The sequence below is a fragment of the Siminovitchia fortis genome, from assembly GCF_003605365.2.
GTDB classification, from domain to species: Bacteria; Bacillota; Bacilli; order Bacillales; family Bacillaceae_C; genus Siminovitchia; species Siminovitchia fortis.
The window spans coordinates 41,895-55,169 of the sequence record NZ_QYTU02000017.1; the positions used below are offsets into that span (position 1 = coordinate 41,895).

General features: G+C 44.4%; 11 protein-coding genes. All 11 read left to right on the forward strand.

The annotated features are described in order from the left end of the window. Positions 1 to 53: 53 nt before the first annotated feature. Positions 54 to 2,702, forward strand: coding sequence for a valine--tRNA ligase (locus D4N35_RS09110; RefSeq protein WP_120072704.1), 2,649 nt, complete (start codon positions 54 to 56; stop codon positions 2,700 to 2,702). A gap of 93 nt (positions 2,703 to 2,795) precedes the next feature. Next, positions 2,796 to 4,100, forward strand: a complete 1,305-nt coding sequence (locus D4N35_RS09115) for a bifunctional folylpolyglutamate synthase/dihydrofolate synthase (protein WP_120072706.1) — start codon at positions 2,796 to 2,798, stop codon at positions 4,098 to 4,100. A 102-nt stretch (positions 4,101 to 4,202) separates the two neighbouring features. Beyond that, entirely contained in the window at positions 4,203 to 5,909 is a 1,707-nt protein-coding gene (locus D4N35_RS09120; RefSeq protein ID WP_164876333.1) for a sensor domain-containing diguanylate cyclase, read from the forward strand. A gap of 435 nt (positions 5,910 to 6,344) precedes the next feature. Continuing rightward, on the forward strand, positions 6,345 to 7,379 hold the full coding sequence (locus D4N35_RS09125; RefSeq protein ID WP_120072710.1) for a hypothetical protein: 1,035 nt from the start codon (positions 6,345 to 6,347) through the stop codon (positions 7,377 to 7,379). Between the two features lie 180 nt (positions 7,380 to 7,559). Continuing rightward, positions 7,560 to 8,132 carry a Maf family protein gene (locus tag D4N35_RS09130; RefSeq protein ID WP_120072712.1) on the forward strand — a complete coding sequence of 191 codons (573 nt, stop codon included), beginning with the start codon at positions 7,560 to 7,562 and terminating at the stop codon, positions 8,130 to 8,132. 14 nt (positions 8,133 to 8,146) lie between these two features. After that, positions 8,147 to 8,839 (forward strand): RadC family protein, encoded by a 693-nt coding sequence (radC, locus tag D4N35_RS09135; protein WP_120072714.1) that lies wholly within the window; start codon positions 8,147 to 8,149, stop codon positions 8,837 to 8,839. Positions 8,840 to 8,985: 146 nt separating this feature from the next. Then, positions 8,986 to 9,996, forward strand: a complete 1,011-nt coding sequence (locus D4N35_RS09140) for a rod shape-determining protein (protein WP_120072716.1) — start codon at positions 8,986 to 8,988, stop codon at positions 9,994 to 9,996. Positions 9,997 to 10,096: 100 nt separating this feature from the next. Then, the gene (gene mreC, locus D4N35_RS09145) at positions 10,097 to 10,966 is read left to right on the forward strand and encodes a rod shape-determining protein MreC (RefSeq protein ID WP_120072718.1); all 870 of its coding nucleotides are present in this window, start codon (positions 10,097 to 10,099) and stop codon (positions 10,964 to 10,966) included. Beyond that, a complete protein-coding gene (gene mreD, locus D4N35_RS09150) occupies positions 10,963 to 11,484 on the forward strand; it encodes a rod shape-determining protein MreD (protein ID WP_235870345.1) in 522 nt (173 codons plus the stop codon). Before mreC ends, mreD begins: the two co-directional genes overlap by 4 nt. 158 nt (positions 11,485 to 11,642) lie before the next feature. After that, the gene (gene minC / locus D4N35_RS09155) at positions 11,643 to 12,326 is read left to right on the forward strand and encodes a septum site-determining protein MinC (RefSeq protein ID WP_120072722.1); all 684 of its coding nucleotides are present in this window, start codon (positions 11,643 to 11,645) and stop codon (positions 12,324 to 12,326) included. After that, entirely contained in the window at positions 12,319 to 13,125 is an 807-nt protein-coding gene (gene minD, locus D4N35_RS09160; protein ID WP_120072724.1) for a septum site-determining protein MinD, read from the forward strand. Before minC ends, minD begins: the two co-directional genes overlap by 8 nt. The last annotated feature ends 150 nt before the right edge of the window (positions 13,126 to 13,275 follow it).

Below are 13,275 nucleotides of genomic sequence, written 5' to 3' on the forward strand. Positions count from 1 at the left end.
ACGAAGGGGGCTTTTTATTTTGATTAAAAGGCGAATGCCTAAGGAGGATAACCATGGAAAACCATCATATTGATATGCCAACGAAATATGATCCGCTGACGATTGAAAAAAACAGATATGAATGGTGGCTTGAAGGGAAATTTTTCGAGGCGGAAAACAATCCGGAAAAAGACCCGTACACCATCGTCATCCCGCCTCCCAATGTTACGGGCCGGCTGCATTTGGGCCATGCATGGGATACAACGCTGCAGGACATTTTAACGCGCATGAAAAGAATGCAGGGCTATGATGTATTATGGCTGCCCGGCATGGACCATGCGGGGATAGCTACGCAGGCGAAGGTCGAAGAGCAGCTTCGGAAGGAAGGAAAAAACCGCTATGACTTGGGCCGGGAAAAGTTTCTGGAAGAGACATGGAGCTGGAAGGAAGAATATGCGGATTTTATCCGGCAGCAGTGGGCGAAGCTCGGCTTGGGCCTGGATTATAGCCGCGAACGCTTTACGCTGGATGAGGGGTTGTCAAAGGCCGTCCGTGAAGTATTTGTCCGTTTATACAACGAGGGTCTCATTTACCGCGGGGAATATATCATCAACTGGGATCCGGCGACGAAAACGGCCCTTTCCGATATAGAGGTCATCTACAAGGATGTACAGGGGGCCTTCTATCATATGCGCTACCCATTGGCGGACGGAAGCGGGTCGATTGAAATTGCCACAACGCGTCCTGAGACCATGCTGGGAGATACCGCTGTTGCCGTACATCCCGAAGATGAGCGATATAAGCATTTAATTGGAAAAACGGTCATTTTGCCGATTGTGGGTAGAGAAATCCCGATAGTGGCGGATGATTATGTGGACATGGAGTTTGGTTCAGGTGCAGTAAAAATTACGCCTGCCCATGACCCGAACGACTTTGAAATTGGAAACAGGCATAATCTTGAGCGCGTCCTCGTGATGAATGAAGATGGCACGATGAACGAAAAGGCGGGCAAATATAATGGAATGGACCGTTTCGACTGCAGAAAGCAAATCGTAAAAGATTTGCAGGAAGAAGGCATCCTGTTCAAGATTGAAGAGCATATGCACTCAGTCGGACATTCCGAGCGGAGCGGTGCTGTTGTTGAACCGTATTTATCCACACAATGGTTTGTAAAAATGCAGCCACTGGCTGATGAAGCGATCAAGCTCCAGCAATCAGCCGATAAAGTTCAATTTGTTCCCGATCGTTTTGAAAAGACATACTTGCACTGGATGGAAAATATCCGCGACTGGTGTATTTCAAGGCAGCTTTGGTGGGGGCACCGGATTCCGGCCTGGTATCATAAAGAAACCGGCGAATTATATGTCGGGCAGGAAGCGCCTGAAGATGAGGAAAACTGGGAACAGGATCCGGACGTCCTTGACACATGGTTCAGCTCTGCACTCTGGCCTTTTTCCACAATGGGCTGGCCTAATGCCGAAGCTGAAGATTTTAAACGCTATTACCCGACAGATTGCCTTGTGACGGGGTATGACATCATATTCTTTTGGGTATCCAGAATGATTTTCCAAGGCCTGAAATTCACAGGAAAACGCCCTTTTGATGATGTATTGATCCACGGCCTTGTCCGGGATGCGGAAGGCCGCAAAATGAGTAAATCCCTTGGCAACGGTGTCGATCCAATGGATGTCATCGACAAGTATGGGGCTGACTCCCTGAGATATTTCCTCGCTACGGGAAGTTCACCTGGGCATGATCTCAGATTCAGCATGGAAAAAGTCGAATCTGTTTGGAATTTCGCCAATAAAATTTGGAATGCATCCCGTTTTGCATTAATGAACATGGATGGCTTTACATTTGATGAGATTGATTTATCCGCTGAAAAATCAGTTGCGGACAAATGGATTCTGACAAGACTAAACGATACGATTGAAACCGTGACGAAGCTTTCCGATAAGTACGAGTTCGGAGAAGTGGGAAGGGTACTGTATCACTTTATTTGGGACGATCTTTGCGACTGGTATATTGAGATGGCGAAGCTCCCGCTATACGGAGAGGACGAAGCTGCGAAGAAAATGACCCGTTCTGTTTTGGCCCATGTCCTTGACCAGACAATGAGACTCCTGCATCCGTTCATGCCGTTTATCACCGAAGAAATTTGGCAGAACCTTCCCCATGAAGGAGAATCCATTACAATAGCTTCCTGGCCAAAGGCTAAAGAAGAGCAGACTGACCGGGATGCGGCAAATGAAATGAAGATATTGATGGACATCATCCGTTCTGTCCGCAACATCCGGGCTGAAGTAAACACGCCGATGAGCAAAAAAATCACACTTATGCTCAAAGCCCAGGATGAAAAAGTGCTTGATATTTTACAAAAAAACAAGAACTACCTCGAAAGATTCTGCAATCCTGAAGAGCTTGTCATGGAAGTCGGTTTGAAAGCACCGGAAAAAGCGATGACTGCAGTCGTTACAGGAGTTGAGCTGTTCCTTCCGTTAGCCGGTCTCTTGAATATTGAAGAAGAGATCGCGAGACTGGAAAAAGAATGGGCGAAGTGGAACAGTGAAGTGGAAAGGGTTCAGAAGAAGTTAAGCAATGAAAGATTTGTCAATAAAGCACCGCAGGCGGTAGTTGACGAAGAGCGCGCGAAAGAAAAAGATTATCTAGCCAAACGCGCTACAGTAGAAGAACGCATCAAAGAACTGAAGTCTTCCAACTGAAAAGCTGGACGAAGTAAAATACCGGAATTTAAAAGGGGGAAGTGAGTCCGAGACGGATTTGCTTCCCTTATTTAACGAATGGAGGAATACTTAGTGAATACATATTCTGAGGCTATTTCCTGGATTCACTCGCGGTTAAAACACGGAATCAACCTGGGATTGGCAAGGATGGAATGGCTTCTAAAGGAGATGGGGAGCCCGGAAAAGAAGTTAAAGGCCATCCATGTGGCAGGAACAAACGGAAAGGGTTCGACCGTCACTTTTCTCCGCTCCATTTTGAATGAAGCGGGTTATGATGTGGGCACATTTACATCCCCATACATAGAGTCGTTTAATGAACGGATCAGCATCAACGGCAGCCCAATCTCAGATGATGATTTGATTGAATTGGTCCGCATTGTCAAACCTTTGGCGGAAGATCTGGAAAAAGGGGAACTGGGTCCGCCGACAGAATTTGAAATCATTACAGCCATGGCGATGTATTATTTTGCAAACATTCGCCCGATCGACTTCACTATTTTGGAAGTGGGGCTTGGGGGACGCTTTGATTCAACGAATACAATCCAGCCGCTCATGACAATCATCACGAATATAGGAATGGATCATATCAACATCCTAGGTGACACCATTGGAAAAATCGCATACGAAAAAGCAGGAATTATCAAGGAAGGAATTCCGTTGTTTACAGGAGCGAAGCAGGAAGAAGCAGTTTCTGTCATCCGGGCGGAAGCGGAAAAGAAGCAGGCGGACATTTTTCAACTGGGAATTGACTTTTCTATTGAAAACTATCAACCAGTCCAAGGCGGTGAAATGTTTACCTTTCAGATGAAGGAAACGCGGTATGAAAATCTGAAGGTTTCGCTTTTGGGGCACCACCAGACGGAAAATGCTGCCCTGGCAGCTGCGAGTCTTTTGCATATGAAAGAAAAAGGGCTTTTGCATTTAAAAGAGAATGAAATCAGACAGGGGTTGGAGAAAGCGTATTGGCCGGGAAGGATGGAGGTTTTACGAGAAAATCCGACGGTGATTTTAGACGGAGCCCATAATACGGAGGGGCTGGAAGCATTCCTTTCCACGATGAAAGACAGGTATGGGGAAAAAAAGGCCAAGATCATCTTCGCGGCGCTTGAAGACAAAGATCTGTCTGTAATGCTGCAGCTGTTTAAAAACATCAATGCAGAGGTGTATTTGACTGAGTTTGACTTCCCAAGAGCGGCTGCCGCCTCGAAATTGAAGGAAATCGGAAAAATGGACGATGCTTCAACTGAACGTGATTGGCGTTCGCTCATAAAAAGAATGATCAGTGAACTGGCCCCTGAAGACGTTCTGGCTGTAACAGGCTCTCTCTATTTTATATCCGAGGCTAAGCCATTCATTATGAATATATTGAAGGGTTAGATACAATTTGAATTTTCTCATAATGGGTGACAAAAACTTGATCATTTGTTATCATGACTATAGAAGTGAGTCTATTTAACTATTTTTATGGAGGGGAAAGCTATGAACCGGCCGAAAAAGATATTTTTATGGATCTTTTGGTTTATTGTGGTACCGGCGGGCCACTGGTTTGCTTTCAAACTTTCTCCTCCGCAGGCATTGGGGATATGGGACGTTGCAGCTTATACAGCGATTATTATGATTGTTGCCTCGCTTCCTTTGACAGTAAACGGAACTGCTATGTTTTTGACGCAATGGATTACGATAGCGGCATTTCTGTCCCACGGCTTATTTTTTGAGATGCTTTTATTACAGGTGGCAACCGTTACGGCTGCATTGGCTGCAAATCTGAAATACCAGCAGCCGTATCGATTTTTACTCTTTTCCTCCATGTTCTCTCTCATATCTCTTATATCGGGTTTGGGGTTTTTTGCTTTCGGGGGAAAAATCGGACAAACCACGGTGGAAAGCATCGTTTTTCCTGGCACCATATTTATCTTGCTAAATTTTATAACAGCAATGATCCTGCAGCCGGCAGCCGCTATTTTTCTGGGGAACCGAAAGAAGTTCTTCGGCAGGGGATTGGCTTGGAATGCAGGGATACGGATAGTTATTTACCCGTTGGGAATCGCCTTGTTCCATTTAAAGGGATTATTGGGCCCTATTGCCTTTCTTCTAATTGGAATACCTTTTATCGGCTTGCTGATTATATTGAAAATGAACCGTTATTCCCAGAATATCAATAGACATCTGCAAAAAGCCGTGGCAATCGGCCATCAGCTGACAGAGCGGCTGGATGAAGAAAATATACTTCATTTGTTCATCAACAAAATAACCAAAACTTTGCCTGCTGATTGGGTTTACATATTCAGGTTGGAAGGTGATGAGCTCGTTGTCATAAGCCATTTAGAGCAGGAGGAGAAAGCGCCCCTTGAGCCGGACTATACAATGAGCAAAGAAAAGGGAATCAGCGGATATGTCTTAAAAAACAAAAAAGGCGTCATATTTAACGAAAAATCGGAATGGAAAAAATTTTCGTACGGATATTCGCCCGAAAACGCGGAAAGCATCATGTGTGTACCGATTATGCGGGGAAAACATGTAGAAGGTGTACTTTTTCTCGCTTCTGCAAATGAAAAGGTATACAAAAAATATCAGTTGATGATTGTCGATATTTTATGTTCCTATCTGGCTGTTGCGCTGAGTAACGCCCGGCATTATGAAGAGACGAAGCGGAAGAGCGAAATTTGCACAATGACGAATATACCGAATTACAGGTTCTTTGACCAGCATTTGAATGAACGAATGGCGGATCTTGAGACGGGGAAACTGGTAAAGCTGTCTCTGATTATGATTGATATCGATCACTTTAAAAATATAAACGATACATACGGGCATCAATCGGGAGACCTGGCACTATGCCAGTTGGCATCTTTGCTGAAATCGACAGTTGCAGAGAAGGGACTGGTCGCAAGATACGGCGGGGAGGAGTTTGTCGTTCTGCTCCCCGATACAGAACAGGCAGCAGCCCGCCATTTGGCTGAAACTCTCCGGAAAAAGATTGAGGATCATATCTTTTTTGTGCAGGATGTTTTGGGAGATTCGGAAGCACCTAAAGAGATCCGCTTGACTGCAAGCATCGGAGTAGCAACAGCCCCTGACCAAGCCCGGGATGCGGTATCCTTAATCAAGTATGCCGACCGTGCGCTTTATATCGGAGCGAAGCGGGCAGGCAGAAACAAGGTCGCCGAGTATATACATACTATGTGATTTTTGCTGTTAAAATATAAAACTTGGGCAATAACACTTTCACGACAACTCCAATTTTTCTATTCATATACTTATCTTGAATAAGTTGTTATATAGTAGTTATTGAAGCCTATTTGAAATGGTTCAATAAACTATGGCATTCATCATTTTTATTTATAAGGATGTTCAATGAAAAAGCAGATTTTCACTAGCCAGCATGCAAAGGCTGTAAGAATATAAAAGTTTTACAAGAAATTGCAGGACGCCATTTCGCGATAGTCTTTCAATGTAAAATCACACATTGTGGTGAAATTCTAAATATATTTTCATATTACGAATAACCAAAGGAGAAATTGGCGAAATCCTTTAAGGGCGAGACGACAAAAGTCTTGTCCTTTTTTTATTTTGGCGTGCTAGCATTATGAACAAATCTGAAAGAGCGGGAGGATTAATGATATGGCGCGTAAAAAAAGGCAGGCCAAAAAAGATATGAAAATTAAAATCAATGGCAAAGAGCAGCCATTAAACGAGGAAGTCGTCATCAAGGACTGGAGCAAGGCCAAAAAGGAAACTGCAGCCGCCGAAGAGAGGCTTGAAAATGATGAATTTGAATGGGTTTTACCGGAAAAAAACATTCCGGAAGTTCCGGAGTTCCAGCCCGTACAAAGTATCCCAGAACCCAAAGATCAGGAGAGTAGTCCGAAAATTAACATACCGAAGTATTTTAAAAAAAAGTTTTCGCCTAACAAAACCGGATTTTTAATATCGAGTATATTGGCAGTGGCGATTGGCCTGGGATTCGGCTTGTTTGTATTGAAGCTTACAGTAAATCCGGAAAACGGCACTACATTGACGGATGCGGCGCCGGCTGTCGCACCCGACAGCGGCAAAGAACAGGGAGCGGCTTTGACGGCAACTATGCCGGGATTATCTGCAGCCGTCATCCAGGGCGGTGTTTTTTCTACTGAAGAGGCTGCGGAAAACTTCTCCGGGGAATTTACAAGCAAGGGTTTACCGACTATTTCACTGAATGTAGATGAACAACAGTTTTTATTCATCGGAATTTCAGAAGATCTGGCATCGGCAAAAACTTTGGCGGATGATTATAAAGCCCAGGGAATAGATGTGTATGCAAAGGAGTTTATTATTCCCGAAAAACAGATAAAAGTTGAAACAAAAACAGAGGCAGAATGGATGAAGGAAGCACCGAAACTTTTCGCAGTCCTTGCTAAAGAGACGGCCGATGCCCGCTTCAGCGGCCAAATAAATGAACAGGCATTGCAGGATACAGAAAAAACAATCAAAAATTATGAAGAGAAAAATATCCAACAAAAAGTTGCGGTTGACTTAAGAAACCAATTGGAAGATACCATCAAGCAGCTCGGTGCTTATTCTGCCTCCCAAAACCGGGAAAGCCTGGCAAAAGCGCAGCAGTCCCTGTTGACGTTTTTAAAAGTATATTATGATGCATCCAAGGGGTCCTCTGTCTAAAGCTAACGGGTCTCTTTTGAAGTGAAAAAAGCAAAAAAGAATAGTAATTCACACAAGAAAAAGCAGGGCAACCCATATAGGGATTTGCCCTGCTCTTTATCTGGGCAGTTGTTTATTTGCGGCTGATTTGATACGATGGAGTTGTATCTCCCATTTGATCAGAAAGGCAGGATTTGTTACATGCCCAACCTCGTTTTGGCTTCTTCATCACCCCGTCGGAAAGAGCTTCTGGAAAAGTTATCCATCCCTTTTACCATCTATTCACCAAATGCAGATGAATCAGTCGACAAGAATCTAACACCAAGTGAAATTGTTTCCATATTGGCTCAAAGAAAAGCCAAGAATGCTGCAGATCAATATCCGGATTCGTATGTCATCGGATCTGACACTGTTGTGGCCCACAAAGAGAAAGTGCTTGGGAAGCCGGCTGACAGGGAATCTGCCAGGAAAATGCTTTTGGGTTTGTCAGGCTGTACCCATTCCGTCTATACAGGGGTTTCCGTCGTTTATGGAGAGTCTGTCAGAACCTTTTATGAAAAGACCGATGTGACGTTTTGGGAATTATCCAACGAAGAAATTGAATGGTATCTGGATAGCGGAGAACCTTTTGATAAAGCAGGAGGGTACGGCATCCAGGGACAGGGCGGCCTGCTGGTAAAATCTATACACGGTGATTATTATTCGGTTGTCGGGCTTCCGATCGGCCGTCTCTGCCGGGTCTTGAAACACATGGGCTTTCCGCAATTATATTGAAAAGGGAGGAAGCAATGAGTAAATCAGATACATTGATGATAAGGGACTTTCCGGCTGAGGAAAGGCCAAGGGAAAGGCTTGTCAACCATGGGGCAGTCAGTCTTTCCAACCATGAGCTCCTTGCCATATTGCTCAGGACAGGAACGAGATCCGAGTCCGCACTCCAATTGGCAAACAGGCTGCTGACACAATTTGGCGGCTTGTTATGGCTGAAGGAAGCGGCTTTGGAAGAGGTCATGAGTTTAAAAGGCATCGGAAAGGCCAAAGCCGTTCAAATAGCCGCTGCCGTTGAGCTTGGCAGGCGGATCAGCAATCTATCATATGATGACCGATATATTATCCGAAGTCCCGAAGACGGGGCCAATTATGTCATGAACGATATGAGATTTTTAACACAGGAGCACTTCGTATGCCTCTACCTGAGTACAAAGAATCAGGTCCTCCACAGGCAAACCATTTTTATCGGGAGCTTGAATGCTTCCATAGTCCATCCACGTGAAGTTTTCAAGGAAGCCTTTCGCAGGTCTGCTGCATCCATCATTTGCTTACACAATCATCCATCCGGAGATCCATCACCATCCAGGGAAGATATTGAAGTGACAAAAAGACTTGTCGAATGCGGAAAAATCATGGGAATCGAAATCCTCGACCATTTGATCATCGGCGATAATAAATATGTCAGCATGAAAGAAAAAGGATTGATGTGACACTATGATTTTTAGGGGCGATAAGATATAATAAGTCTTGTGATTTTTGTCGAGTAAACACGGATATTACCAATATTTCCAGGCTTATTTCTTTTTAAAGCGTTAAAAATAGAAATGCAATGGGGTTAGAAAGGGAGATACATATCATGTTTGGATTCGGTACAAAAGATTTAGGAATTGACCTGGGTACAGCCAATACCCTTGTATTTGTAAAAGGAAAAGGGATCGTTTTACGTGAACCATCTGTAGTGGCCATCAACACGGATACAAAGAAAATAGTTGCGGTCGGCAATGATGCCAAAAATATGATCGGGCGTACACCCGGTAATATTGTCGCCATGCGCCCAATGAGGGACGGAGTCATCGCGGATTACGAAACAACCGCTACCATGATGAAATATTTCATTAAACAAGCCGCCAAAGCGAAAGGCTCATTCAGCGGAAAGCCTTACGTGATGGTCTGTGTGCCTTCCGGAATCACTGCCGTTGAGCAAAGGGCGGTCCTGGATGCTACAAGGGAAGCCGGAGCGCGCGATGCCTATCCTATTGAAGAGCCGTTTGCCGCGGCCATCGGGGCGAACCTTCCAGTCTGGGAACCGACAGGCAGCATGGTTGTGGATATCGGAGGCGGAACAACAGAAGTGGCTGTCATTTCCCTTGGAGGCATTGTCGCAAGCAACTCCATCCGTATTGCCGGGGACAACTTTGACGAATCTATCGTCAACTACATCCGCAAAACCTACAATCTGCTGATCGGGGAAAGAACGGCAGAAACGATCAAGGTGGAGATCGGCTCTGCCGGTGAAACCGATGGAATCGAAAATATGGAAATACGGGGACGCGACTTGTTAACAGGGCTTCCAAAAACGATTGAAATCACCGCTGAAGAAATTTCTGCTGCATTGCATGACACCGTCTATTCCATTATTGACGCTGTGAAAAATACACTTGAAAACACTCCTCCTGAACTGGCAGCTGACATTATGGACAGAGGGATCGTGTTGGCAGGCGGCGGTGCATTGCTCCGAAACCTGGATAATGTAATCAGTGATGAGACCAAAATGCCTGTACTTATTGCTGAAGAACCGCTTGATTGTGTTGCAATCGGTACAGGAAAAGCGCTTGACCATATCAATATGTTCAAAGATCGGGCTTAGTAATCGGATTGTAAAAAGCAAGAGGCCGCTTGCCAAGCGGTGCTCTGCTTTTCCATGTTGCCGGAAGCCGGCAGGCAATTAGAAGTTAGAGGTGGATATGATGCCGAATTTCTTTCTTAACAAGCGTCTCATCATCTTGCTGATCGGAATCATTATTCTCGTTTCATTAATTGGTTTTTCCTTAAGGGAGAGAGAAAATATTTCCCGTCCTGAACAGTTTGTGAAGGATATTGTAGGTTTTGGCCAATCACTTGCAGCGAAGCCAGCCCATAAATTTGCTGCGTTCTTCGAGAATATTGATGATTTGCAAAATACATATACAGAGAATAAAAAATTAAAGGCCCGCTTAGAGGGACTTGCAAAGCTTGAAAAAGAAATAGCGGATTTGAAAAAAGATAATAATGAGCTTAGGGAAACTTTAGAAAAAAAAGAAGATTTAAGACAATTCACGCCTATTCAGGGAACAGTCATCGGAAGGGCGCCTGACCGCTGGTACGAGCAGATCATTATCGACAAAGGGAAAAAGAGCGGAATTAAGCCTGATATGGCTGTGATCACAGCAAAAGGTTTAATAGGGAAAGTAGTCAGTACGTCAGAAATGACATCAACCATTGAGTTGCTAAGTTCCGATAATGCGAGATATCGTGTGGCAGCTGAAATTCAAATTAAAGGGAAAAAATCCGTTTACGGATTGATTGACGGCTATGATAAAGAGAAGAAAATGCTCCTTATGAAGGATTTGCCCATTGATGAGGCGAAATTGAAGCCCGGCCAAAGTGTAGTTACATCCGGTTTGGGAGGGATTTTTCCAAAAGGGCTTGATATAGGTAAGGTCGAAGAGCTTACCCTTGATCAGTTTGGCCTAACCCAGACAGCCTATGTGAAGCCGTCGGCCGATTTCTATGATTTCGAGCATGTGATGGTGGCAGCCCGTTCAATGCCGAGTGCGGAAGATAAGGGTGAGGAATGATGAAACGGTTTATTCTTCCTCTTATCACTGTCCTTTGTTTTTACGGAGAAAGCCTATTCGTTGAATTTCTTCCGTCATTTTCATTCTTGGATGACCGGATCATGGTTCCCCGTTTTCTTTTAGTCGTTCTGGTAATGATGGGAATCTACTATTTCCGGAATGTGACCTTGATTTATGCTGCAATCTTCGGCTTGTTATTCGATATATATTATACGGGCGTAATCGGGGTTTATTTGTTTCTTTTTCCCATCGCTGTTTATGCGGCTTCCAAAATGATGAAAGTGTTGCAAATCAATGTACTGGCATTAGGGTTGGCCGTCCTGGTCATCGTCGCTTTGACAGAGGCCCTTGTATACGGCCTGAATATACTTTTATTCGATGTCAAAATGACAGCGGGTCAATTTTTATATAACCGCCTGATACCGACTTTGATTTTGAACCTTATTTTCTATTTAATCATTTTCTTTCCTCTTTCCAGATGGCTGCAAAACAGAAAGAAAGAACTGCTTTCAGAATAGTACAGCAGGCATGTAAAAAATTTTCCAAAAGAGGAAAATTGATGCCGTTTGTCGAAAATAGAGAAAATGAAGCTTTCTTTTTGCACTGTTAAAGTGATGTTTGTCTTTGAAAGGAGAAATAGGGCATTCCTCTGCGATCTGTATGGTGCCCGCTTGACATGAAAACACAAAACGTGATGATAAAAGGCACGAAAAGCGGCCTTTCGCTCCAATTGAATGATCGATGCTCATATGATGAGATTTTATCAGAGCTGGAGGAAAAACTCTCTGAATTGCAAGGTTCAGAGGAAAGTCAGCTTATTTCGGTCCGGGTCCTGACAGGTTACCGCTATTTGACGGCCGGGCAGGAGGAAGAGTTGAAAGAGCTGATCCGCCAAAAGAAAAATCTGATCGTCGAAGAAATAGAAAGTGATGTCATCACAAAAGAAGATGCCCGGAAGATGGCAGAAAGCCAAGAGGTGACGTCTGTTGCCGCGATTATAAGATCCGGCCAGGTTTTGGAGGTTGCGGGCGACTTGCTGCTTGTGGGGGATGTTAATCCCGGCGGAACTGTAAGAGCCGGGGGAAATATTTTTATCATGGGGGCGTTAAAGGGAATTGCACACGCCGGTTATTTTGGGCGAAATGAGGCCGTCATCGTCGCTTCCTTCATGACCCCTTCACAGCTACGGATCTCTGATTGCATCAGCCGTGCCCCTGATCATTATGACCAGGAGGAGCACCATCAAATGGAATGTGCCTATATTGATAACAACGATCAGATAATCATTGACAGGCTGCAAGTGCTAAAAACTTTAAGGCCGAATATTACTAGATTCAAAGGGGGACATTATTATGGGTGAGGCGATCGTCATAACTTCCGGCAAGGGAGGGGTCGGAAAAACTACCACCTCCGCAAATCTCGGTACAGCGCTTGCCTTGCAGGGCAAAAAAGTCTGTTTGATAGATACGGATATCGGACTCCGTAATCTGGATGTAGTACTGGGCCTGGAAAATCGGATCATTTACGATCTCGTCGATGTAGTGGAAGAAAGATGCAAGCCTCATCAAGCGATCGTCAAGGATAAAAGATTTGAAGATAAACTTTTTCTCCTCCCGGCGGCTCAGACTAGCGATAAAACAGCTGTAAGCCCGGAGCAGATGAAAAATCTTGTTTCCGATCTGAAACAAGATTACGATTATGTATTAATTGATTGCCCAGCAGGTATTGAGCAGGGATTTAAAAATGCGGTGGCGGGCGCCGATAAAGCAATAGTCGTGACAACACCGGAAATATCCGCTGTAAGGGATGCCGACAGAATTATCGGCCTTCTTGAAAAAGAAGAACACATCGAGCCGCCTAAATTGATCATCAACAGAATCAGGAGCAAGATGATGAAAGAAGGGGAAGTGCTGGACGTAGATGAAATTACCCAGCATTTGTCCATCGATTTATTGGGGATTGTCCAGGATGATGAAGAAGTCATAAAATCTTCCAACCAAGGCGAGCCGATCGCCCTTAATCCGAACAGCAAAGCATCCATAGCCTATCGGAACATAGGTAGAAGAATACTGGGTGAATCTGTACCGCTTCAATCATTGGATGAGGAAAAAACGGGAATGTTTGCACGGATCAAACAGTTTTTCGGTGTTCGGTCGTAACGCGTCGGAGTTCCTCAAAAACATTCGCGGAACCTTAACGCAGCAGGAATGCGAAGCTTGCTTTTGCGGGCGTTGAAGCAGTGATTATCCTGATACATTTACATAGATTTTTTTGAAAAGGAAGTTTTTGTCGGGATACTGCAAAAACTT

Bases quoted from the DNA above. Each gene is read 5' to 3' on its own strand.
- D4N35_RS09110 (WP_120072704.1), top strand. From the start codon at position 54: ATGGAAAACCATCATATTGATATGCCAACGAAATATGATCCGCTGACG.
- D4N35_RS09120 (WP_164876333.1), top strand. From the start codon at position 4,203: ATGAACCGGCCGAAAAAGATATTTTTATGGATCTTTTGGTTTATTGTG.
- D4N35_RS09125 (WP_120072710.1), top strand. From the start codon at position 6,345: ATGGCGCGTAAAAAAAGGCAGGCCAAAAAAGATATGAAAATTAAAATC.
- D4N35_RS09130 (WP_120072712.1), top strand. From the start codon at position 7,560: ATGCCCAACCTCGTTTTGGCTTCTTCATCACCCCGTCGGAAAGAGCTT.
- radC (WP_120072714.1), top strand. From the start codon at position 8,147: ATGAGTAAATCAGATACATTGATGATAAGGGACTTTCCGGCTGAGGAA.
- D4N35_RS09140 (WP_120072716.1), top strand. From the start codon at position 8,986: ATGTTTGGATTCGGTACAAAAGATTTAGGAATTGACCTGGGTACAGCC.
- mreC (WP_120072718.1), top strand. From the start codon at position 10,097: ATGCCGAATTTCTTTCTTAACAAGCGTCTCATCATCTTGCTGATCGGA.
- mreD (WP_235870345.1), top strand. From the start codon at position 10,963: ATGATGAAACGGTTTATTCTTCCTCTTATCACTGTCCTTTGTTTTTAC.
- minC (WP_120072722.1), top strand. From the start codon at position 11,643: ATGAAAACACAAAACGTGATGATAAAAGGCACGAAAAGCGGCCTTTCG.
- minD (WP_120072724.1), top strand. From the start codon at position 12,319: ATGGGTGAGGCGATCGTCATAACTTCCGGCAAGGGAGGGGTCGGAAAA.